Raw genomic sequence first — 24,167 nt, forward strand, 5'->3', positions numbered from 1 at the left:
CCTAATATTTATTGTTTAGACTTATAGGCTAGTTAACCTGCGCGCAGGTTAACTATATTCTTCGTTATCTAGCTCTACGGCTTCTTTTAAGCGCTCAAGTACGTCTGGCATTGCTGATACAACACGGTTCCAACTTGGCACAAATGGCGCTTCCATTGGGTTTTCTAAAAAGTGTTGCCCTGCTTCCATAATATTTTGTGCAAACATTTCTACTGCTTTTTCTTCTTGGTGTACATCAAGCGTTAACCCGTTCATAAGCGCATCGTTGTGATAGGTTTCAATAAAATCTAGCCCGATACGGTAGTAAGTCGCTTTTAATGAACGAATTGTTTCGCTGGTAAAAGTAACACCTTGTGTTGCCAGCTTTCTAAACAATGCCTTAGTAATATCAATCGACATTTTAGACAAACCTGCGCTTTGGTCATCAAGTGAAAGTTCTTGGTGCTTATGATCGTAATTATCTGCAATATCTACTTGGCATAAGCGGTTATGCGAATAGTTACGATACATTTCACTCAGTACGCCTATTTCAAGGCCCCAGTCACTTGGAATGCGAATATCGTTTAAAACATCGCGTCTAAACGAAAACTCACCTGCAAGTGGGTATCTAAATGAGTCCATATATTCAAGGTAGTCGGTATTGCCTAAAATTGTTTTAAACGAGCGAAGCAGTGGCGTTACTAATAAGCGCGATACACGGCCATTAATTTTGCCATTAGCAGTACGCGGGTAAAACCCTTTACAAAATTCATAGTTAAAACGCGGATGCGCAACGGGGTAAATTAAGCGAGCAAGTAAGCTTCTGTCGTAGGTTAAAATATCGCAATCATGCAGCGCAATAGATTCCACCTCTGCTGTTGCTAATTTATAGCCCATGCAGTACCACACGTTACGGCCTTTACCCAGCTCACGCGGTGCAACGCCTAGCTCTTGTAATTCTTTATCAAGTGCTTGTAAGCGTGGGCCGTCGTTCCATAATACTTTATGGTTTTGGTTTAGCTCTTTAAAAAAGCCAAGTGCATGGCGGTACTGTGCTTCGTCGGCTCTATCTAAGCCTATGGTAATTTGTGATAAATACGGTACTTCGCGTAATTCGCTAACTATATTTTGCAGTGCAGGGCCTTCAAGTTCACTAAATAACGAAGGAAGTATTAATCCCATTGGGCGCTGCTTGCTAAAAGTAAGTAGCTCTTTTTCTAGATCTTCTATTGGTCTGTCGGCAATATTATGTAATGTTGTAATAATGCCATTTTGATAAAAATCAGCCATGAGATTTTTGCTCCTCAGAAATACTTAAAATACTGCTAATGCACGGCAACGATGTTATTTCTTCAATCCAGCCCAGCGGTGCTGGCGATTGAGAGTATCGTGCTTTGTTGTGCGACAATTTAACCGGCTTTTTACTCGCCGGATTGGCGATAATAATGGCGATATTTGCATGCTCTAACATTTGCTTATCGTTATCGCTATCACCAAGTGCAATGACCGTGAGAGGCTTTCTGAAATGATGGGTAAACTGTTTAACTAACCACTGCTGTGCAGCGCTTTTATCGGTATTTTTGGCAATATGAATGAAGCGCCCACCAATTTTTATATCGTAGCCGAGTGCTTCAACATCGTTTACAAAGGCTGTGAGTAATTCGTCGTTGCCATACCAATAAAGAGGGTCTGAATAATCGCGGGTTTGTGCGCGTCTTGCTTGCGCATCGTTTAGCCCGGTAAGTTCTGATATTTGCTCACTCGATAAGTCACTAAACAATTTGTAATGTGCTTTATAATCTGCCTTTAAAGTATTTAGATCATCTAATAAACTCGATAGCGGCTTTGCCATTGCGTAGCACCAGTAAGCGCCTATTTTTTTGCAACCAATAGGCTTAAGTTCAAAATAATCTTCTGGAATAAATACCGCTGCACCGTTTTCAACAATAAAAGGTTGTTGAATATTTAAATCGTTTTTAAGCTCTATAACTTCGCAAAAAGTTTTACTGGTATTAAACACCACAGGAATATGTGCATTTTGCAGCTGCTGTAATAACTCACTGATATTATTGGTATTGTAATCGGCGTGATCGAGTAATGTACCGTCCAAATCTGTAAAAATAATGGGTTGAAGTGTGTCATCACTCGTTAGGTGCATACCGCTAATATCGCGGTTGCTATCAAGTTCAATTAAAGCGTTTGCTTTAGCGCTCAGTGTGTTTAAGTTCTCACGCGTAATGCGCTCAAAATGAGAAATAAAATACACCAATTGCTCGTTAGTCATGGTGCCTGAGCCTTCACCTTTTTTGGCTATTAACTTTTGTTCTTGCTCTTGTCGCCATGTAAAAACATCACTAAAACTCGGTGCTTTTAGCATAACGGTATAATCAATTAGGTTAAAAACGGCTTTATATTCGTTTGCCAAACAGCTATTTACACAGCGGCGCCAAACGCCTTCTTTATCAAACTGTTGCTCTAACTCGTTAAGCGGCTCACTCAATGAAAACAGCGGTTGTGGCTCACTGCCCACGCACCACCCTTCTAAAATAACAATATCAACTGGCTTTTCGTTTGTTAGCCAATCACTTGCAGGCACGCAGTCGTCTTCGTGTTTATTAAAACGTGGAAGTGGTACGCTTACCTCTCCTGCCAGTAAGTTAGTTATTGTGCTATTCATTAACGCTACATCGTGAGTACCCGGTACTCCGCGAGTAGTAAAAAGAGGATGTACGCCTTTGGCAAGTTCACTACGTGCTTGTTTTGCTAAATAAAAGTCATCAATCGACAATGCAACACTGTTAAGTGGTGTGTTTTTAGAAAACCAGGTAACTAAAAAATCAGCGAGTGTTGTTTTTCCTGAGCCTTGGCATCCATTTATGGCAACAAAAATAGGAGTATTTGTTTTTTTAGATTCGAGGATGTCATGCGCGAGTGGAACAAAATATTGCTCACTCAAATATTGATACTTTAAAGGCAGTTGGTGTTTTGCTAAAAACGGGGTTATATCCACAATATTGGCCTCTGACATAGTAACTCCTTTGCATACAATGCGTTCTGGAAGTTAAATGCAGATACTAGACCATTATTATTTTTGTATATTTATTAATAAGTTAAAAAAATAGCGCATTAAAAATGCGCTATTATGGTGCAATCTATTTAGCTAATGTGCAAAATTAAACTTTTTCAGGTTCTGCTTTTGGTAATACTAAGTTAAGTACTATTCCTAAAATAGCGCAGAGGCTTACGCCCTCTAAACTAAATTGGCTACCACCAATATGCATACCACCAATACCGCACACCAAAATAAGCGCAACAATACTTAAGTTACGCGGCGCGGTTAAATCATCGCCCGACTTAACCAGTGTATTTAAACCCACTACAGCAATAGAGCCAAAAAGTAGAATCATAATGCCGCCCATTACTGGCACAGGAATAGTTTGCAAACCAGATCCCATTTTAGCTACAAATGCTAAAATAATGGCAATAACAGCTGTCCACATCATTACTTTAGGATTGAAGTTTTTGGTAAGCATAACTGCCCCCGTTACTTCTGAGTAAGTAGTGTTAGGCGGGCCACCAAATAATGATGCCGCAGAAGTCGCAAGGCCATCACCAAACAAAGTACGATGAAGCCCAGGCTTTTTCAAAAAGTCTTTATTGGTTACTTGGCTAATAGCCATCATATCGCCAATATGCTCAATTGCAGGTGCTATTGCTACAGGTACCATAAACAAAATAGCCTGCCATTTAAACTCAGGCCAAGTAAAGTTTGGTACAGCAAACCACTGTGCGTTAGTCACTGCGTCAAATTGCACAACGCCCATGCCGAGCGATAAACAATAACCCGCTACAACCCCTGCCAGAATAGGTATAAGCTTAAATACGCCTTTTCCCCATACTGCAAAAATAAGCGTAACCACTAACGAGAACAACGAAATATAAATAGCGCTGGTGTAATCAATAATTTGAATACTGCCGTCGCCACTTTTACCCATCGCCATATTTACAGCAACAGGTGCTAGCGCAAGGCCAATAACCATAATCACTGGGCCTACAACCACAGGTGGTAAAATTTTATGAAGCGTTGCAACGCCTTTAAATTTTACTAATAAACTTAAAAGCATATAAGCAAAGCCCGCCACCATTAAGCCGCCCATAGTGGCCGGCACGCCCCACATTTGCACAGCGGCAATAATAGGTGCAATAAAGGCAAACGATGAAGCTAAAAATATAGGCACTTGGCCTTTAGTCACTACCTGAAACAGCAAGGTACCAATGCCTGCGGTAAAAAGCGCAACATTAGGATCCAAGCCCGTTAAAAGCGGCACTAATACCAGCGCACCAAATGCTACAAACAGCATTTGCGCGCCCGTTAAAATAGTTTTTATTGAAAAGGTGTCATTATTTTGCACTTAAGACTCCTAAACAGTACCGAATATTTTGTCGCCCGCATCGCCTAAACCAGGGATAATATAGCCCTTTTCGTTTAAGTGGCTATCTACTGAGGCTGTAAATATTTCTACATCTGGATGAGCTGTAAGTGTTCTTTCAACCCCTTCTGGTGCTGCAACTAGTACAATTACTTTGATTTCTTTACAGCCTGCTTTTTTAAGCATATCGATTGTGGCAATCATTGAGCCACCCGTTGCAAGCATAGGGTCAATAACTAAGCTTAGGCGCTCATCAATATTACCTACTAACTTTTCAAAATATGGTACTGGCTCTAGTGTTTCTTCGTTACGTTCAAGACCAACAACACTCACTTTAGCGGCTGGTAATAACTGCATAACACCATCCATCATGCCAAGACCAGCACGCAAAATAGGCACTACGGTAATTTTTTTACCTTTAATATGCTCTACCTTTAATTTATTACCATCCCAGCCTGTAATTTCGTTATCTTCTAACTGTAGGTTTTTAGTGGCTTCGTAAGTTAATAAGGTTCCAACTTCAGAACATAATTCACGAAAGCTTTTAGTACTAATACCATGCGCTCGCATTAGGCCTAGTTTATGTTGAACAAGAGGGTGAGAAATAACGTGAATTGCCATGATATAAACCTACTGATACAAGAATTTGCAGTATTTTATATTAAAAAAGGTCATTTGACCTGTAGTTTTAAAGAGATTTTCATACATCGTGCCAAAATGTATTGTTTTGCTTGATATTTATGCAAGCCATCAACCCGTTGTGTTTATTAAATGTTACTCGCTAACCAGCTGTTTACTTGCTGTTGCATATAACTATTTATTTTTTGGTGCTCGGGGCTCCAGCCAGCTACAAATCGATAAAAGTCAGCCCATGCAGCAGGCCATAAAGCGAGCCAATTGTCAGCTATTTTACTTGCTGGTGCTGTAGGATGATAAGTAGTAATAGCAGCCTTTAAATTATCAAAATAATACGCAAGATACTCATCAGCGCACTCGTGTAATTGTGCATCACTTAAGCAACTGGTCATAAAATACATTACATCAATTATCCCAGAACCTGCACCTATATACTGAAAATCATAACCGAGTATTTCATCGCGCTCATTTGCTGCAAAGTTAGCAAGTTTTGCATCGCCATGAATCAGCGTTTTATACGCACAACTTTGTAGTTGCTCATCTATTTTATGTGCAGCATTTTTAATATCGGACTTTTTATCAAGGTTATCTTTTAGTTTATTAAACTCATCTGGGCGCGTGCTTAAATGCCAGTAGTTGCCTTGCTGCCATAACCCTTCAGCGGGTTTACTTAAGTTAAACGCATGAAAGTGTGCAAGCCACTTTAATATAGCTTTAACATGTTGTGCCCCTGCTTGAGCAAACCCATGTTTGGTGAAATCCTTAAACACCAGCGCATATTCATTATCTTTATTAATTGCACCTATACATTCAATACTTTGCGCATGTACTGGTAAATACTGGCTATAAAGCTTATAAAATGTGTATTCAACACTATAGGAATGCTGCTTTCTTTTAAGCGCAAATTCGCTTTGTTTAATTTTAGGATGGTGTATATAACTGGGTATTTTAATAGCTTTAATAACGCAGGCTTTATCATCAAGCTGGCACTGCACAATACTGCCACAGCCACTCCAAAGGGATGTAAGCGTATCGCCAATTTCAATGTGCTTAAAGTGAGGTTGTAATAAAGGAATGTAAAATGCCATAGCTATATTAAGTAAGTAAGTTTTTTGTAGTTTAACATTAGTGGGCATTTTTAATAAAACTAAGGCATAAAAAAGCCCCACTTGGTTTTATACAAGTTTGTATGTAAATAGTGGCCAAAATCACTATGCCACTACACACTAAGAGGCAAATGATAGTTGGCTATAATAGAGAGCGAAGCGAACAAAGCCAACTGTTATTTGTCCTGCTTGAGTGGCTTGTTATATACCCGTTGATACACAGCTACAGCCTGTTTTGCAGAACTGCTCTTAGTTAACAGATAGTTGACTATAAATATTAAAGGAAGGAGTAGCAAGAAAACTAAGTCGCTGGCATCACTTTTAGAAACTGATGACCAAACGGGAAGACTAAAATTACCACTTAATAATAATGTAGAAATGAAAAAACTTTTTAGGTATCCGTCAGTTTCTTTGTAAATATTAAAGTTTCGGAAAAAAAATAAAGCGGCAACCAAAGCAATTAGACTTGAAACGGCAACCTTTTCGTAGTTTCCATTAGCTAACATTGCAGCTAAAAAACCAGGGTACATTGCTAAGATGGCACAAGGCAGCGCAATTATGTTTATCGGCTTAATGATGCACCTCAACTTCCTTTTAGGGTATATAACGCCCAAATAATGGGCTAAAAATTGTGGGCTAAAATGGAGCGAAGCGAACAGCCCGCTGTTTTTAGTCCTTTTAATTTGCTTGTTAGTTGCCGATTACAGGCAACCCTTTTGAAACATGTAATACATCAGCTACCCAAGAACCATTTTCTTGGCTTGATAAATAGGTAGATGACAACTGGCTCTTTAAATGTAGAATTTGATGTGACTCATCAGTAAACACAAAACTTATATCTTGCCCGATTAAATCGCGCCAAACTTTCCAGTTAGTTGCATCAATAACATGATCAGGTTCATTGTCGTTGAACCTTTCAGATTTAAACCCAATACAATATTGAACTGGTTCGTTACACCAAGAGAAATATAATTTTTCACCAGCTTCAAATTCTAAGTAAATTTCACGATCTATTTCATGAGATTCAGAATCTGACTGCCCCTTCAGCGAACCAAAGTCAATTTCAAACAATTCGTAAATTACACGCTTAAGTTTCATAGGCAACTAACGCCTTGCTAAGGGGCAAATAATGGTTGGCTATACTGTGCGAGGCACGAGCGCGGCCAACTGTTATTTGTCCGTTTGAGCAACTTGTTATGTTTATTTACAACTTGCTTGCTTCGGTGAGCTATCTTGCACAGGGACTCTTTGATGAGATTTATGAGTTGCATTCCATTCGTTGGCTTTCCGAATATTGGTTCTAATTGCAGCAGCTTGGCAGTTATTATAACTACTATGAGTACTAACTTGAGCCCCGTCTGAGTATACAAGGGTATACTTTTGAGACTGATTTGAATCAATAGTACTACAAGCTGAAAGTAAAATTAATGAAGTGATTAGAGTGAAACTTTTCATCATATATTCCTTTATTTATTAAAAGTTAGTTATATTTCATATAATAATATAGCCGATTTTTAGAACGATATAAACATAACAACTTTGTCTACGACATTTGTCGTTTTATAAACCGACAAATGTCCATATATTACAATGCATTTATCTTAACCATCAAATAAACACCTGTAAACAATTAGTTAACTGAAAATTATTTTTAATCAGTGCGAAAATGCACCGAAATGGTGGAGATCAGTAATATTGGACAAAACAACAAGCACTGTCTATATACACAGTTAACTTTTGCTAGAGATTCATATCATGAAATCACCTTTTTTAACTATGATAGCCGAACAAATGTATCTAAAGCGTTATGCTAAAAGTACCGTTAAAGCGTATTTATACTGGATAGCTTCGTTTATTCGATTTAACTCTATGAGGCACCCAACAACGATGGGAGACAATGAGGTCGAACTTTTTTTAAACCACCTTGTCAACCAACAAAATGTTGCTCCTAACACTCAAGCGCAAGCCTTAAATGCATTGAGCTTTTTATTTAAAGAAGTGATTAAAAAACCACTTTCATTATCATTAGGTTTTATTAAGAGCAAACGAGCAACTAAACTACCGGTAGTTTTAACGCAGCAAGAAATAAATAATTTTTTTAAAGTGTGCTCTGCAAAGCATTATTTACCCTGTGGATTACTTTATGGTAGCGGTATGCGCTTAATGGAGGTACTACGTTTACGGATACACGATATTGACTTTGACTATAACTGCATTCGAATTTGGGATGGCAAAGGAGGCAAAAATCGTGTTGTAACGCTTGCAGTAGAGCTCACACCGCAATTACGTTCTCAAATACAATTAGTTGATAGTTACCTGCAATTAGATTTGAAAACCCCCTTATATAGCGGCGCTTACATGCCTCATTTATTACGTAAAAAATATCCAAACCACAATAGACAGCTGGGCTGGCAATATTTATTTTCATCACATAAATTAAGCATTGATCCTGAGAGTAAGCAATTAAGACGTCATCATATCGATGAAAAACAATTACAACGCGCTGTTAAAAAAGCCGCTTTTGATGCACATATTAACAAACATGTTACGCCACATACTTTGCGTCACTCTTTCGCTACGCATTTGCTGCAAAGCGGCGCTGATATCCGCACAGTACAAACACAGCTAGGTCACAGTGATGTGCGTACTACACAAATTTATACCCATGTATTGCAGCAAGGTGCTAATGGGGTTATTAGTCCTTTTTCAAGATTATAAGCGTCTCTTTTTAATCCTCTACAGATACATACTCGCTTACAAATCAATACCGCTATCTATTTCTACTTTAAAAAACACATAAAAAAGCCCCGCTTGTTTTTACACAAGCGGGGCTCCACACTAATACTTTTCAACAATAAAAGCGCCGATACTGCGGGCGCTTTGCATTATTGAATTTAATTACTTTAACTTACTGATTAACTATGCTTTTAAGCGGGTTAATCGGCTGTGCGTTATCGTCTAGTAGGTTCATATCAAAATCGAACTCATCTACACGAATCGCTTTTTCACGTTTGATGTTGTAATCAATTAACTGAACGTGTTCAGCTTGCGTGATTACGTTTGCCGCTAGTGCGTTATCAAGCGTGATGTTAAAGCGTATACCTGGTTTAATTACTTTAGCACGTAGTGCTTTTTTAACTTTAGCCAGCTCGCCAAGTGATGCCATTTTAGCTTTGTAAGCTTGCTCATTAATATGATGACCATCGCCTACTACTGGTTTAACTAAATGCGTAATTTGCGCTTTAAATGCGGTATCTAGCTGAGCTTGCTTAGCTAGTTCGCGGATTAAATCATCGCTAATTTTTGGCATTTTAGTTGAGTAGTTCATTGTAATGAAACGAATAAACTTACGTGTACCACTTGCAGGGAAGTTATCTAAAAACTTATGCAATGCTTCTTCAGCACTTTGTAGTGCAAAACGAGTCGCGTAATGGAAATACGGCGCTGCTTGCTCACGGTCACTACTTGATACTTTTTGCTCGTAGTATTTAATTGATGCCATAGCTGCATATAAGAAGCTCATTACATCGCCTAAACGTGCCGATAGCATTTCTGCTTGTTTTAATTTACCGCCAAGTACCAATAACGAAAAGTCTGCGTACACTGCAAGTTTTGCAGATAATTTATGTACTGCTTTTTCGTAGTCACGTACTTCTGGTAATTCAGAATTAGCACTTGCTGTAAATGGTAAAACACCTAACCGGAAAGCACGTAAGCTGTTTGCTGTGCTGTAACCAATTGTTTTACGTAAAATACCGTTAAATTCTTTATCTGCGCCTTTGTCTTCGCTGTGAATTGACTCAACCATAGATTGTAAATATGGGTGACAACGCATAACACCTTGACCAAAGATCATTAGGTTACGTGTAAGAATGTTCGCGCCTTCTACCGTAATGGCAATCGGCTGAGCAACATAACCACTTGCTAATGTATTTTGTGGACCGTTTTGAATCGCTTTACCTGCTTGAATATCCATTGCTGAATCAAGCACGTCGCGACCAAGCTCTGTCATGTGGTATTTAGCGATTGCGGTTACTACTGATGGTTTTAAGCCCATGCCTAAGCCTTCAGTTGTAAGTACGCGCATTGCTTCTTGTAGGTATGTTTTACCTGCAATGTCAGCTAGTTTTTCTTGAATACCTTCAAACTGGCCAATGGCTAAACCAAACTGTTCACGCACTGCTGCGTATTCAGATGCTGATTTAAATGCAACTTGTGCTGTACTAACACCTAGCGCAGGTAATGAAATACCACGGCCAGCACCTAAACAGCTAACCAGCATTTGCCAACCACGGCCGATATTTTTCTGTCCACCAATAACAAAGTCCATTGGTACAAATACTTTGTTACCACGTGTAGTACCGTTGTAAAAACGAATACCCATTGGGTCGTGACGATTACCAAGCTCTACACCTGGGTGCTCTTTTGGAATTAGTGCACAGGTAATACCTAAGCTTTCTTTACCACCTAATAAACCATCAGGGTCCATTACTTTAAAGGCTAAACCAAGTACAGTAGCAATAGGTGCAAGCGTTATGTAGCGCTTGTCCCATGTGATCTCAAGGCCAAGTACTTCTTCGCCTTTATACATGCCTTTAGTAACTGTACCAATGTCTGGAATGCCACCTGCATCAGAACCCGCTTCTGGGCTTGTTAATGCAAAACATGGAATGTCTGTACCATTTGCTAGGCGTGGTAGGTAATGTGCTTGTTGTTCTTGCGTACCAAAGTGAAGTAATAGCTCACCCGGGCCTAACGAGTTAGGAACCATTACGGTTACCGCAACTGCTGAGCTTTTAGTCGCAATTGTGCCAACAATAGTAGAGTTTGCATAAGGGCTAAACTCTAAACCACCAAACGACTTAGGAATGATAAGCGAGAAAAAACGCTCTTTTTTCAAAAATTCTAAGATGTCATTTGGTAAATGAATGCCGTTTTGAATCACTGAATCGTCAATCATGCCCAGTAGTTCTTTTACTGGACCGTCTAAGAATGCTTGCTCGTCTGCGCTTAATGTAGCAGCAGGTACGTCGCGAAGTGCACTGAAATCAGGTTTACCTTGGTAGATAGAACCTTCAAGCCATACATCACCCGCGTCTAGCGCTTCTTGTTCTGTGATAGAAATACTTGGTAATACTTTTTTTAGTTTTGTACGTAAACTCATGATTGAACTCATCCGACCAGCTAAATAATAACTACATTACGTCATAAAAAATCGTTTAGATCAATTACTCTATTCAATTAATTAACAGTTTTTTCAATTTATTTTCTTTACCTGAACGTAAACTGTTGAAACACAAAGGCTTACAGTTGTACGCTGAAAAAAAGTATTTTAGCTAAAATGATGAATAAAACAGCAAAAGCTCTAGCGCTGTATCTATTTTTTGATGGGCATAAAAAAACGCAGCACAAATAGGCTACGTTTTTATTCAATTTGTAGAGGCTACATTATCAATTAATCTAGCTAAAACTACCTAAATTTAAATCAAATTGTATAAGCGCTTCACTTAGCAACTTTAACAACTTGCTTGCCGGTAAAACCACCAGCAAGTTGTTTATTAAGCGCTTGCGATACTGACTCAGCACTAAAATCTACGGGCGTTATTTCTGGGTGTTTAATGTCGCCACTAACAGCGCCTTCAAGTAACAGATTGCCCATAAAACTCAAACGTTGTTGTGCACATAAACTATTAGCAAGCCACGCACCACCAATCGATACAACACTAATATTGGGCGCTCGGTGATACATTAAGTCTTGATCAAAACAAGGTAGCGGATTTAAGCAGGCAATACGTCCGCAAAAACGCATTAACTCAATATTACGCTGAGTACACTCACCACCAATCGTATCAATAACCGCATCAAAGCCTTGTGGGCCAAGTTCTCTGCGGATTTTTTCGCATAGCTTTTTATCGCTATAGTCAAAAACCACATCAGCGCCTAGCTGCTTAACCAACTTATGGTTACGCTTTGATGCCGTGGTAAATACATCTGCACCACGCTGCTTTGCATATTGAATAGCAAACTGCCCTACCGCTCCGGCTCCGCCTTCAATAAAAATAGTATCGCCTTCACTAATGCCTATTTTATCTAAGCTAATAAGTGCTGCCATACCGGCGCATGGAAGTGTTGCTGCAATGGCTGCATTTAAACCGCTTGGCACAACCGACACTGCAAAGTTAGGTACCTTGGTGTATTCGCTCAAAGCACCTTGCTCACCAATGTTGGCATGCCACATAACGCGCTGGCCAACATTTGGAAACACACCTTTATTAGCTTTAACCACAACACCTACGGCATCTAAGCCTAAAATGTGTGGATACTGCCATTTACAAAAGCCTGTTTTAGCAAATTGACCATCAACTGGATTTAAACCAACGTACTCTACTTTTACAAGCAGCTCGTTATCTGCACAAATAGGAACAGGCAGCTCAGCATCCGCTAAGTCAATTGCTTCATTTGGTTCTGGCAGTACAATAGCGCGCATTGTTTGCGGGATAATGTATTCATGTAAATTTTCAGTATTTGGCATCAATATAACTCTACTTATTAGTGTCGTTTAACGCATAACTCCATTGGCCATTAAATGACTGGTAAGCATTTACTTTGGCAAGCAGTGAAGAAATTGTTGTTTCAACAGCATTTTCTTGTGCTATTAAAACATCCTGGCGCGCATCTAACAACTCAAGGTAAGGAATTTGACCTTCTTCGTACATTGCTTGTGCTTGTAAAAATGCTTTATTAGCAAAGTCATAGCGCTCATCGGCAAAGCGTTTTTGCTGTGCTTGATTGACCAACAATTGCAGTGAAAGTTCACTTTCACTTAGTGCAGTTAATACTACTTGTTGATAATCGCTGTAAGCGGCTTCACTTAAAAACTGCTGCGCGTCGCGCTGTGCTAATAATGCTGGGTAGCTTAATAACGACCATTGCAACTGCGGCGCTACTTGCCACTGTTGGTCGGTATTTTTTAAGCCTGTGCTATCTATACTCACAACCCCTGCAAATGCAGATAAACTAATATCTGGTAATAACGCTTTACTAGCTGCAACGCTTAAACTATTTGCTTGGCTAAAGTCAAACAGTGCACGGCTAATATCTGGACGTAAGGCAATGGCATTATTAGCGTTTTTTAGTGCTACGCTAAAGTCACGTTCAAGCACGCCTTGCTCGTTTTCAATAGCAATATTTTGCGCTAGCTTACCGCTTAGTACTGCAAGAGCAGATAAATCGCTGTATTTTGCATACTCAATAGCAGGCATTAATGCTTGTTGCTGCCTAAGCTGCGCCATCGTACGGTTTAAATCAAGTTCGTTTGCTACGCCTTCGTCAACTCGGGCTTGAAGAACGTCAATACTTTGCTCAAGCGCTTCAATTTGTAGCGTAACAATGTGTTGTTTTTCAACATTCCCTTGATAACTTACAAAGCCTTTAACGACTGACGAAACTACTTCAATTTGTAATAAGCGTACTTGCTCTGCTTGGCTCATGGCTGATGCATTTGCAGCATCAACCAACGCTGTTATGCGACCAAATAAATCTAGCTGCCAATCAAGTGCAACATTTGCACTTGATTGGCGGTCAAACACGCTTGGTGCATCGCTTCGAGCTGCGCCAACATTTACGCCACCTTGCGGTAGGTACTGGGCTTTTTGCTCTCCTAATCGCGCTAATGCACTTTTAAGTGTTAGCTGGCTTGTTTGCAAATTATAGTTATTTGCAAGCGCACCAGTAACAAGCTCATTTAGTTGATCAGAATTAAGCTTTTTCCACCAGCTTGTTTCATCAGCAACGCTAACGTTACTAGCAATATTAGCTTTGGCAACAAATTCGTTAACGGCTTTTTGCTCGCTCATGGTGTCTATTTTACTCGCACACCCGGCTAAAAACGCAACGACTAATACCGCACTGGCAGTCAGACTTGTTTTAAGTCTTTTTTGCATTAATTTAGTCATGAGTATTCTCCTGCGCTTTCTCTTTTTTGTTAGTCACTAACATATAAAATACCGGCGTAAACAATAGGCCAAACACGGTTACACCTATCATCCCTGAGAATACTGCGTTACCCATTGCGTGTCGCATTTCGGCGCCCGCACCGGTGGCAAGTACTAAAGGTACAACACCTGCTGTAAATGCAATTGAGGTCATTAATATTGGGCGCAAGCGCATACGACATGCCTCAAGTATTGCCTCTAAGTGCGATAAGCCTGAGTCGTGTCTATCTTTTGCAAATTCAACCATCAATATTGCATTTTTAGAGGCCAACGCAACCAGTACTATTAACGCTATTTGGGTGAATATGTTGTTGTCAGAGCCAACAAACCACACACCTAACAAGGCTGAGAAAATAGTCATAGGAACAATTAATATAATTGCCAGTGGTAAACGTAAGCTCTCGTACTGCGCTGCAAGTACCATAAATACAAGTAATACAACTAACGGGAATACATAAACCATGGTGTTACCGGCAAGTACTTGTTGGTACGTTACTTCAGTCCACTCATATTCAATACCTGTTGGTAGTGTGTCTGCGAGTACTTTTTCAATAGCAACTTGTGCTTGATCAGAGCTATAACCTGGCGCTGGGCTACCATTTAACTCTGCACTTGGGTAACCGTTGTAATGCATAACACGGTCAGGACCAATTGTTGGTGTTACTGTTAATACAGAGCCTAGAGGCACCATATTACCTGAGCGGTTACGTACTTTTAAATTAAGTATTTGATCAGGGTCTAAGCGGTAGTCAGCATCAGCCTGTGCATTTACTTGGTACGTACGGCCAAACATATTAAAGTCATTTACGTACACAGAGCCTAAGTAAATTTGCAGGGCATTAAATACTTCATCAAGTGGAATACCTTGAATAAGCGCTTGCTCACGGTCAATATCAATATCCATTTGTGGAACTTGGATACGGAAACTTGAGTACAGGCCCATTAATGCAGGGTCTTGTTGCGCTTTACCAATAACGGCTTGCAGACTATTAAATAGTGCTTCAAACCCTTTATTAGCTCTGTCCTCTATTTGCAGTTTAAAACCACCGGTAGTCCCTAAACCTTGAATTGGCGGCGGTGGAAATACCGCTACAAATGCCTCATCAATGGCAGCAAAGCGTTTATTCAACTGCGCCGCTATCGCCATCGCTGATTGGCTTGGGTCGGTACGTTTATCAAAGCTCTCAAGTGGTGTAAATACAATGCCGCTGTTAGGGCTATTCGTAAAACCGTTCACTGATAAGCCAGGAAAAGCAACAGTATGTGCAACGCCTGGTACTTCTAGTGCAATTTGCTGCATTTGAGCAAGTACATCTTCAGTACGATCAAGGCTTGATGCGTCAGGTAACTGCGCAATAGCCACTAAATACTGTTTATCTTGCTGTGGAATAAAGCCACCTGGTACGGTATCAAATAACTTAATTGTGCCACCAACAAGTGCGATGTAAGCCACCATTACAACAACGGTCATACGAATTAGTTTTTGTACCAGTTTTTCGTAACCTTTAGCACCACGATTAAATACGCGGTTAAATGGTTTAAATAACCAACGACCAAACAATTTATTAAGTAAACGCGTGAACGCATCTGGTTTTGCATCATGTGATTTTAATAACAATGCAGCAAGCGCAGGCGATAACGTTAGTGAGTTAAACGCTGAGATAATAGTCGAAATTGTAATTGTAAGTGCAAATTGCTTATAAAATTGACCTGATAAACCGGTAATAAACGCAGTAGGAATAAATACAGCACTTAGTACTAGCGCAATGGCAATAATAGGGCCTGTTACTTCGCTCATTGCAACGCGGGTTGCTTCAAGTGGCGATAAGCCTTTTTCAATATTACGCTCTACGTTTTCAACAACTACAATCGCATCATCTACAACAATACCTATGGCCAATACTAAGCCAAACAACGACAAGGTATTAATTGAGACACCTAACCACTGCATTACGGCAAACGTACCAATGAGTGAAATAGGCACAGCAATTAGCGGAATAATTGATGCACGCCACGTTTGTAAAAATACAATAACAACAATAACTACCAGTACAATTGCTTCAAGCAACGTTGCAATTACCGCGTCAATTGAGCCGCGAACAAATACCGTAGGATCGTACACAATGTCGTATTCAACACCGGTAGGAAAATCTTTAGATAAGCGCGCCATTGTTTCACGTACTTGATCAGAAAGCTCAATAGCGTTTGAACCTGGGCGTTGAAATATTGGCATTGCAAGTGCTGGTTGGTTGTCAAGCTCTGCACGCAGTGCGTAAGTGTCTTGGCCTAAATCAACACGGGCTATATCAGATAAACGCGTTAACTGACCTTCGTCGCCTACTTTAATAATAACTTGTTCAAATTCTTCAATACTGTTTAAACGACCTTTAACATTTAACAATATTTGAAATTGACTGTCGTTTGAAATTGGTTGCGCACCTAAGCTACCTGCAGCAACTTGCTGGTTTTGCGAGCGAAGTGCTGTTACTACATCTGTTGCTGTTAATTCGCGTGCAGCAAGTGCATCTGGGTTTAGCCATACTCGCATTGAGTATTTACCAGCACCAAACATGCGAATATCACCTACGCCTGGTAAGCGCGCAATTTCATCTTTAATGTTTAAATCAGCATAGTTAGATAAGTAAGCTGTATCGTGCGTTTTTTCAGGTGAGTATAAATGCACTACCATGGTTAAATCTGGTGATGACTTTTCAGCCACAACACCTAAACGTTGTACTTCTTCAGGCAAACGCGGAAGTGCACTGTTTACACGGTTTTGTACTTGTACTTGAGCACGGTCTAAATCGGTACCTAACGCAAAGGTTACCGTTAGTGTCATGCGGCCATCACTGGTACCTTGCGAAAACATATATAGCATGTTTTCAGTGCCGTTAATTTCTTGCTCCAGCGGTGTTGCCACTGTTTGCGCAATAACGGTAGGGTTAGCACCCGGGTAGTTGGCGGTAACAACTACAGTTGGAGGAACTACTTCTGGGTATTCACTTACTGGTAATTGGAATAGTGATATACCACCAGCAATTAAAATAACCAATGACAGCATGGCCGCAAATATTGGACGCTGTATAAAGAAATGCGAAAATTTCATCAATAAACCTTATTGCTTAGCCACAAGTTGTGCGTTGTCATTTAACAATGTAAATGCCACACCACTTGTATCAATTGTTACTGTTTGCGGAGAGATTGGCATACCAGGGCCTACGCGAGCTGGGCCATTTACAGCAATAACATCACCTTCGTTAAGGCCCGATGTAACCGCACGTAATGCACCGTAACGCTCACCAGTAGTGATAAGTTTGTATTCAAGTACGTTGTTCTCGCCAACCGTTAATACAAAACGATTTTTTAAGTCGGTACCAATTGCACGTTCTGGGATAATAATAGCGTCGCTAATAGAATTGGCTGCAAGCTTGATACGTGCAAACGAGCCTGCGCGTAATTGGTTGCTGTCTTCATTAAATACCGCACGTACACGTAATGTGCCCGTTGATGAATTAATTTGGTTGTCGATAAAGTTAATGTAGCCCTTGTATGCAAAATCACTTTGACCGACTTTTTGCATTACAACAGTTTGATGGCTCGCAGCAGTAACATCATTAAAAGAGCTATTCCATGTGCGCTCATCAACATCAAAGTAAGCGTACATAGCTTGGTTTGAGACAATCGATGTTAATACGCTTTGACCCGCAAGTATGTTATTACCTTTAGTAATATTTGCGCGGGAAATAATGCCATCAATTGGTGATACTACTGACGTAAACTCTAAATCAAGCTCTGCTGAAGTAAGTTGTGCTTGAAGTGCAGAAAGCTGTGCTTCGCGTTGGCGTAGTGTTGAAGTACGCGCTTGTGCTTGTTCAGTTGAGATTGCCTTACGGTCTAATAAGCGTACCGCACGTTTGTCTTCACTTTTAGCTTGCTCTAAGGCAGCTTCTGCACTGTTGATTTGCGCTTTTAAGCTAGCAACCACAGCAGCAAATGGGCGAGCATCTAATTGAAATAAAACATCGCCTTCTTTAACCACGTCGCCTTCTTTAAATTCAATGCTATCGATGATTCCCGATACACGCGGCATTAAAGCAACTTCTTGTGGAGACTCTAAACGAGTTGTATATGTGTGCCAGCTTTGTACCGGCTTAACAAGCACCTGTGCTACATCAATTGGTTGAAGTTGCTGTGCAGGTGCTGATTGAGCTGTGCTCTCATCAGCACAACCCGCAAGTGTTAAAGATGCCGCAGTAAGTGCAGCAGCAATTAGATGTTTGTTCATGAAGACGCTCCATTGTTGATTAGCCTCGCATAATACGGATTAAACCCGTGTGTAAAAACCATAGATTTTTAAATTCATTAATGCCAAAATGGCATCAATAGATTAGTTAAGGTGTAATAATGGATACAACAAGTCGACTTTTAATGTTACTTGAAGTGGTTGAGCAAGGCTCTTTTGCAAAAGCTGCAGAAATACGCAACATAGATCGCTCTGTTATATCTAAACAAATTAGCCGTTTAGAGGATGAGTTAGGCGTTAGGTTACTTAACCGAACCACGCGTTCATTTTCGCTCACAGCGGCGGGTGCCGAAATGATCAAAAAAGCAGCTGAGCTTAGAGAGCTGCTCGGCGAAACCGTACGCATGGCTGAAAACTACCATTTAGAACCGCGTGGCGTATTAAAAATCACTTCATCAACACTTATTGGTCGTCGTTATTTACAACCTGTACTTAATGATTTTCAAAAACGCTTTCCTCAAGTAGAAGTTGAACTGCGTTTAGACGATAGATTAGTAGATATAGTCTCTGAAGGATTTGATTTGGCTTTTCGTGTAGGTGAGCCTAAAGATTCGTCACTTATTGCACGTAAAATAGCGCGTAACCGATTATTAATTTTAGCTGCACCGCAGTTTATTGAAACTTACGGTATGCCAAAAACAATCGAAGAGTTAGCGCAATTACCAGCAGCAAGCTATGCCAGTAATTCTATTCGAGTAGAAACCATAGATTACTACGATAGTAAAGGTGAACGCTGCGAGCAAAAAATAAAAAGTGTGTTTCGTGCTAATGATGCCGAGTCATTGTTAATGAAAACATTATCGGGAACAACTTACTTTGTTGCCCCTGCATTTATTATTGGTGATGAAATAATACAAGGTAAGCTAGTGCCTTTATTGACCGATGTAAAACTGATGGAGTTTAGTGCGATGTATGCCGTATATCCGCACCGAGATTTACCAGTGAGGACCCGGTTGTTTTTTGATGCTGTGCGCGAGCATTTAGGAAAAGATAAACCGATTTGGGAAAACGGGATCCCCAATTTTGAGCAAATGTATTAAGTAATCCTGCTTAAGCAACTACCGTTTCGTAGTCATGTTCTTTTTTAAACTTACAGTACACTTTATTGCGGCCAAATTGTTTTGCTTTGTATAACTGTTTATCTGCTTGGTTTACAAAGCTTTCCAATGAATTAGTACTTTTAAATTTTGCCACACCAATACTGGTTGTAACATTGATTGCAAGGCCGTCAATGTCAAACGTGGTATTTTCAAAACGTGCTCTTATTTGTTCAGCGGTATTAAGTGCAGCCTCATCATTTTCAAAAGAGCTAAATAAAGCAAACTCTTCTCCGCCTACTCTAAATACATACCCTCTACCAAGCACAACTCTTAGTAAAGTGGCCACTTCGATAAGTACTTGGTCACCGACACCATGGCCATGCTCATCATTTATCTGCTTAAAAAAGTCTAAATCGAGTAAAAACAAATATAACTGTGACTTATCTTGTAGTTCTACTTCAAAGTAGTGGTTCATTGAAAGGCGATTACCTGCACCCGTTAATGGGTCAAGTAACGCTAAATTTTTAAGTCGCTTTGAAAAATGTGAGCGGCTCCCTTCAAAAACATGAGAAATCGCCCAAATACTTAAATAAGCACAGAGTAGATTAAGGGATAAGTTAAAAGTTTCAAAGGGGGCAAGTGTAGACTTACTCCCTAAAATAAACACTTGGATAACTAATAAATTTGCAGAGAAAATTACACCATATTGTTTACCTAATAACAGGTAGTACAAAATAGGTAATGCAAATGACCATACAAACACACCATTACGAGGCGATGCTAAGGATGTACCTAAAATAACAATTAGCGTTATAAGTACACACATTATTAAGGATTGCCAAAACTGTAGTGGACGGCGTATAAGTGAAATATAAGTAAATATACAATAAATAGAAAAACAGATTTCGATGTAGCCAAGCAATGGAAAGTTATTTACGGTTAAATTAAATCCCGCAAATCCTACCGATAAAAAACCAAAACAAAGACACATCCCTCTCAGAACGTCCTTTCTTAATGATTTAGTGCTATTAAGAGCCGCGATATCCATTCTAATCACTTAATAAAAATAAAAAGTAAGTTTAACGTGAAAATACAATTTAACAAGCCTTGTTGATATAAAACCATGTAGATACAACCAGTTATTTACATTTTAGGGATAATGTAGTGTGTTTTAGAAACACGTTTGATGCTTTAATATCACTAAGTGGCTTTAACAACTAGCCACCTAACATGGATAAATTAGTAGTAATACCTGTATTACCTTGGTGTAAAAGGTGAGTTGGCTTTTTGGTTTTAATATAACGAGATAACAATGCCATTAATTCACTGTTTGAACTGTCGTTCATATATTCTCTTAGCGAAATACCCTCTTCAGAAAACAAACACAAGTGCAGATTCCCTTTTGCTGTAACCCTTAATCGGTTACAGGTACTACAAAAGTCGTTGCTGTAAGGCATGATCAAACCAATTCTGCCTTGATAATCAGGATGAGCAAACTCTTGAGCAGGACCTGCTGATGCACTACGCGCAACTTGCTGCCAACCCGTTTGTAATAACTGAGTTTTTAAAACTTGCCCAGAAACATGGTTAGCATCAAAAAAGGCTTTGTTGTCGTTTGTTTGCATCAACTCTATAAAGCGGATGGTAACGGGACGGTGTTTAACCCAATTTAAAAATGTATCAAACTCTTTTGCGTTGTATTGCTTCATCAACACGCTATTTATTTTTACCGAATCAATACCCGTTTCAAGCGCAGTATCAATACCTTTCATTACTGAGGTAAATTTGTCATGCCCAGTAATGGTGTTAAACATGCGCGAATCTAAACTATCAATGCTTACATTAATGGCGTTTAAGCCTGCATCTACCCAGTCATGAATATTCTTATGAAGGGAAAAACCATTGGTAGTCATTGCAATTTTTTTTATGCCCGCGACATCTTTTGCCGCGCGAACAACATCTATAAAATCTTTTCTAAGCGTTGGCTCTCCGCCGGTGATCCTTACTTTTTCGATACCATGGTGTGCAAACGCTTTAAGCGTGTTGCTAATTTCATCAATTGTGAGAAAGCCACGGTCTGGCCCGCCCTGATAACCATCTGGTAAACAATAAACACACTTAAAATTACATACATCAGTAATAGACAAACGTAAGTAACTAAACTCTCGCCCTGTTGGGTCGATTAGCATAAATAAACCTTAACTAATATCAACACGTAATAACAACCTAATACCAATTTGCAATAATACTTAATCATTTAATTAAGCAAATTGGTATAAACAACGCTACTTATTGATACATAAATAATAATTACATAAATATATTTAATAACTTAAAGGGCCAGCATAAAGCATACCCCTTTAGTTATTTTTGTTTTACGCTTCCAAGCCTTTTTTAAGTTCGCTTGGCTTCATTGGTAGGTCACGTAAACGTACGCCTACTGCATTAAATACAGCATTACCAATAGCAGGAGCAACCCCTATAACGCCAGGTTCGCCTAAACCAACTGGAAACTCATCACTTTGTAAAAATTCAATGTCAATATCTGGCACATCTTGCATTCTTAGTGGTAAATAAGTATTAAAGTTAGTCGCTGATACTTGCCCATCTTTATACGTATTTGATTCATGCAATGCAAGGCTGCTGCCCCATAGTAACGAACCTTCAATTTGCGCCAGTGCGCCATCTGGGTGAACTATTAAGCCAGCATCTACAACAACATAGAGCTTTTTGAGCGTTATTTTACCACTATCACGGTTAACATGAACATGCGCTGCGGTTGCAAGCCATGCTGGCATGGTACGCTCTTGCCCTGAACTTACAGAAAAACCAATGCCTTCATCTTTTGCTAATTTAACAGAAGCTACTTTATCAGACACCGTTTTAAGCACATTACGTAAGCGCAGTGCTCCGCCAACGCTCTCAGGTGCTTTACCCGCTTGCTTGCCTTTACCGTCTAACATTTCAATTCTAAATTGAACTGGATCTTTACCTTGCTTATGGGCAATTTCATCAATAAACGACTCAAGGCTCCATGCAATCCAGCCAGGCCCTACTGAACGTAACCAACCTGGAGTAAAGGTGCTTTGTGCAACTTCGTTATTAATAGCGCGTGCACGGTGACTGCTCATGCTATACCAATGATCAGCGCCTGATGCCGAAAATGCATCAAATTTACCTTTACCATCAACACCCGGTGATAAAAACCCTGGTGCCATTGCTTTAGTAGGCCAACCTGCAGCAAATGCATGCTCTAAACCAGTAAAAGTACCGTTTTTATCAAACGACGCTGTCATTTTTGCAGCAGATGCAGAACGAGACTGATCGAATAAACTATCGTCTGCTCGTGTAAATACCAGCTTTACTGGTTTACCTACTGCTTTTGCGGTTAGAGCTGCAGGTACAGTCCAGTCACCAAATAATCGACGACCAAAACCACCACCTAAATAATAAGGACGAATAATTACTTTGTTTTGTTCTATTTCGAGTGCTTTAGCAAGCGCAGGTAACGTAAGTGACTGCCATTGGTTACCAGTATGAATAATCCAATTTCCGTCTTTAAATTCTGCAACCGCATTTAATGGCTCTAGCTGATAATGACTCGCTGTCGCTGTGGTATACATTGATTCTAACGACTCACTGGCGTCTGCTTGGGTTTTCTTTATATCGCCTTGATCAACAAATAAAGTACCCGAGTCGCGTTGCTCGCATAATCGCTTACCTTCTTTTTGAATATCAGCTTCAGATATATTTGCTGACTCACCCTTTTTGTAACTCACCTTTAAAGCATCTACTGCTTTAATGGCACTTGGGTAACTATCAGCTAATACAACAACCCAGCCTTGCACTGTGTTACTAGGGTCATTTAAAATTTCATAGCCTTTGTAACCTTTAATAGCTTTTGCTGCACTATCGTCAACGTTTGTTACTGTACTGCCATAACGGGTTGGCGGTATTACTGGTCGCGCGTACAGCATGCCTTCAACTTCTACATCTATCCCATATACTGCTGTACCATTTGTTTTGGCTGGTATATCAAGCGCTTTAAAGTCTTGTTTAAGCCCTGTTAAATGACGTTTATTAGCCGGTTTTAGTGGAAGGTTTGCAACTTCATCACTGGTAAATGTACGATTAAACTCGCCTTTTTTAACTATGTCAGCATAACTAACCGATTTTTCGCCTGCAATAATATAGCCCTTTTCAGCACGACATTTGTCTGCAGGCACGCCGAGCATTTTAGCTCCAGCTTCTATTAATGCAATTCGACCCGCAGCGCCGGCTTGAGATAATGGCTTAAAGCTTTGAAATACAGACCACGAACCACCCGTTACCATAAAGCCCCATTTTTCATGGGTATCTACGTAGGTAATTGATACTTTATCCCAATCACATTCAAGCTCATCAGCCACAATGCGCGCAAGAGCAGTACCAATATGTTGACCCATTTCAGCTTTTGCAATACTTACTTCTACGGCGCCGTCGGTGCTCATAGTCCACCAAATGGTTGGTGAGAAAGCTTGTTGCGCAATTGATTCTTTTGCACTGACCGAACCCGAAAATAACGCAGGGGCAAACGCCATGACTAAGCCTGCGCTAGCAGTGCCAATCATAAACGAGCGACGATTTAAATTAACGGTTTCGCTATTTTTTTGAAATAATTTTTTCATTATCGGCTCCAG

Annotated in this window: 18 protein-coding genes; 2 read left to right on the forward strand and 16 right to left on the reverse strand. The window is 39.9% G+C overall.

Annotated features, from left to right (window positions below):
* Positions 1–48 precede the first annotated feature (48 nt).
* From I6E70_RS08565 to I6E70_RS08600, 8 genes are all read right to left on the reverse strand, one after another.
* Positions 49–1,269, reverse strand: a complete 1,221-nt coding sequence (locus I6E70_RS08565; protein WP_002958673.1) for a glycosyl transferase — start codon at positions 1,267–1,269, stop codon at positions 49–51.
* Positions 1,262–3,007, reverse strand: coding sequence for an HAD-IIB family hydrolase (locus tag I6E70_RS08570; protein ID WP_197188515.1), 1,746 nt, complete (start codon positions 3,005–3,007; stop codon positions 1,262–1,264). Before I6E70_RS08570 ends, I6E70_RS08565 begins: the two co-directional genes overlap by 8 nt.
* A gap of 145 nt (positions 3,008–3,152) precedes the next feature.
* Positions 3,153–4,391, reverse strand: coding sequence for a uracil-xanthine permease family protein (locus tag I6E70_RS08575; protein WP_007580880.1), 1,239 nt, complete (start codon positions 4,389–4,391; stop codon positions 3,153–3,155).
* 9 nt (positions 4,392–4,400) lie between these two features.
* Complete coding sequence (upp, locus tag I6E70_RS08580; RefSeq protein ID WP_007580883.1) at positions 4,401–5,030, reverse strand: uracil phosphoribosyltransferase; 630 nt, start codon at positions 5,028–5,030, stop codon at positions 4,401–4,403.
* A gap of 146 nt (positions 5,031–5,176) precedes the next feature.
* Positions 5,177–6,133: a phosphotransferase gene (locus I6E70_RS08585; protein WP_197188552.1), complete on the reverse strand. Its 957-nt coding sequence runs from the start codon at positions 6,131–6,133 to the stop codon at positions 5,177–5,179.
* Positions 6,134–6,327: 194 nt separating this feature from the next.
* Entirely contained in the window at positions 6,328–6,657 is a 330-nt protein-coding gene (locus I6E70_RS08590) for a hypothetical protein (RefSeq protein WP_197188516.1), read from the reverse strand.
* Positions 6,658–6,841: 184 nt separating this feature from the next.
* Positions 6,842–7,249 carry a hypothetical protein gene (locus I6E70_RS08595; RefSeq protein ID WP_101217018.1) on the reverse strand — a complete coding sequence of 136 codons (408 nt, stop codon included), beginning with the start codon at positions 7,247–7,249 and terminating at the stop codon, positions 6,842–6,844.
* Between the two features lie 102 nt (positions 7,250–7,351).
* Complete coding sequence (locus tag I6E70_RS08600; RefSeq protein WP_197188517.1) at positions 7,352–7,606, reverse strand: hypothetical protein; 255 nt, start codon at positions 7,604–7,606, stop codon at positions 7,352–7,354.
* Positions 7,607–7,906: 300 nt separating this feature from the next.
* Between I6E70_RS08600 and I6E70_RS08605 the strand changes: the two genes are divergently transcribed.
* Positions 7,907–8,869, forward strand: a complete 963-nt coding sequence (locus I6E70_RS08605; RefSeq protein ID WP_197188518.1) for an integron integrase — start codon at positions 7,907–7,909, stop codon at positions 8,867–8,869.
* A 190-nt stretch (positions 8,870–9,059) separates the two neighbouring features.
* Here the strand turns inward: I6E70_RS08605 and I6E70_RS08610 are convergent, their stop codons facing one another.
* The 5 genes from I6E70_RS08610 to I6E70_RS08630 all read right to left on the reverse strand — a co-directional run bounded on the left by I6E70_RS08610 (position 9,060) and on the right by I6E70_RS08630 (position 18,430).
* Positions 9,060–11,315 (reverse strand): acyl-CoA dehydrogenase, encoded by a 2,256-nt coding sequence (locus I6E70_RS08610; RefSeq protein ID WP_197188519.1) that lies wholly within the window; start codon positions 11,313–11,315, stop codon positions 9,060–9,062.
* Positions 11,316–11,654: 339 nt separating this feature from the next.
* Positions 11,655–12,683, reverse strand: a complete 1,029-nt coding sequence (locus I6E70_RS08615) for a zinc-binding dehydrogenase (protein WP_197188520.1) — start codon at positions 12,681–12,683, stop codon at positions 11,655–11,657.
* A 10-nt stretch (positions 12,684–12,693) separates the two neighbouring features.
* Positions 12,694–14,106 (reverse strand): TolC family protein, encoded by a 1,413-nt coding sequence (locus I6E70_RS08620; protein WP_197188521.1) that lies wholly within the window; start codon positions 14,104–14,106, stop codon positions 12,694–12,696.
* Positions 14,099–17,251 carry an efflux RND transporter permease subunit gene (locus I6E70_RS08625; protein ID WP_002958688.1) on the reverse strand — a complete coding sequence of 1,051 codons (3,153 nt, stop codon included), beginning with the start codon at positions 17,249–17,251 and terminating at the stop codon, positions 14,099–14,101. The genes I6E70_RS08620 and I6E70_RS08625 overlap by 8 nt, the downstream gene beginning before the upstream one ends.
* 9 nt (positions 17,252–17,260) lie before the next feature.
* Positions 17,261–18,430: an efflux RND transporter periplasmic adaptor subunit gene (locus tag I6E70_RS08630; protein ID WP_010553924.1), complete on the reverse strand. Its 1,170-nt coding sequence runs from the start codon at positions 18,428–18,430 to the stop codon at positions 17,261–17,263.
* Positions 18,431–18,549: 119 nt separating this feature from the next.
* On the opposite strand from I6E70_RS08630, the gene I6E70_RS08635 reads away from it, so the two are divergent.
* Positions 18,550–19,488 (forward strand): LysR family transcriptional regulator, encoded by a 939-nt coding sequence (locus tag I6E70_RS08635; protein WP_007582020.1) that lies wholly within the window; start codon positions 18,550–18,552, stop codon positions 19,486–19,488.
* Between the two features lie 10 nt (positions 19,489–19,498).
* Here I6E70_RS08635 and I6E70_RS08640 read toward each other — a convergent pair whose 3' ends face one another.
* The 3 genes from I6E70_RS08640 to I6E70_RS08650 all read right to left on the reverse strand — a co-directional run bounded on the left by I6E70_RS08640 (position 19,499) and on the right by I6E70_RS08650 (position 24,155).
* Positions 19,499–20,536: a GGDEF domain-containing protein gene (locus tag I6E70_RS08640; RefSeq protein ID WP_197188522.1), complete on the reverse strand. Its 1,038-nt coding sequence runs from the start codon at positions 20,534–20,536 to the stop codon at positions 19,499–19,501.
* Positions 20,537–20,705: 169 nt separating this feature from the next.
* The gene (gene moaA / locus I6E70_RS08645; protein WP_024593165.1) at positions 20,706–21,677 is read right to left on the reverse strand and encodes a GTP 3',8-cyclase MoaA; all 972 of its coding nucleotides are present in this window, start codon (positions 21,675–21,677) and stop codon (positions 20,706–20,708) included.
* A gap of 186 nt (positions 21,678–21,863) precedes the next feature.
* The gene (locus tag I6E70_RS08650; protein WP_121955117.1) at positions 21,864–24,155 is read right to left on the reverse strand and encodes a xanthine dehydrogenase family protein molybdopterin-binding subunit; all 2,292 of its coding nucleotides are present in this window, start codon (positions 24,153–24,155) and stop codon (positions 21,864–21,866) included.
* Between the last annotated feature and the right edge of the window lie 12 nt (positions 24,156–24,167).

This window comes from Pseudoalteromonas sp. NGC95 (genome assembly GCF_015864705.1).
Lineage (GTDB): Bacteria > Pseudomonadota > Gammaproteobacteria > Enterobacterales > Alteromonadaceae > Pseudoalteromonas > Pseudoalteromonas arctica.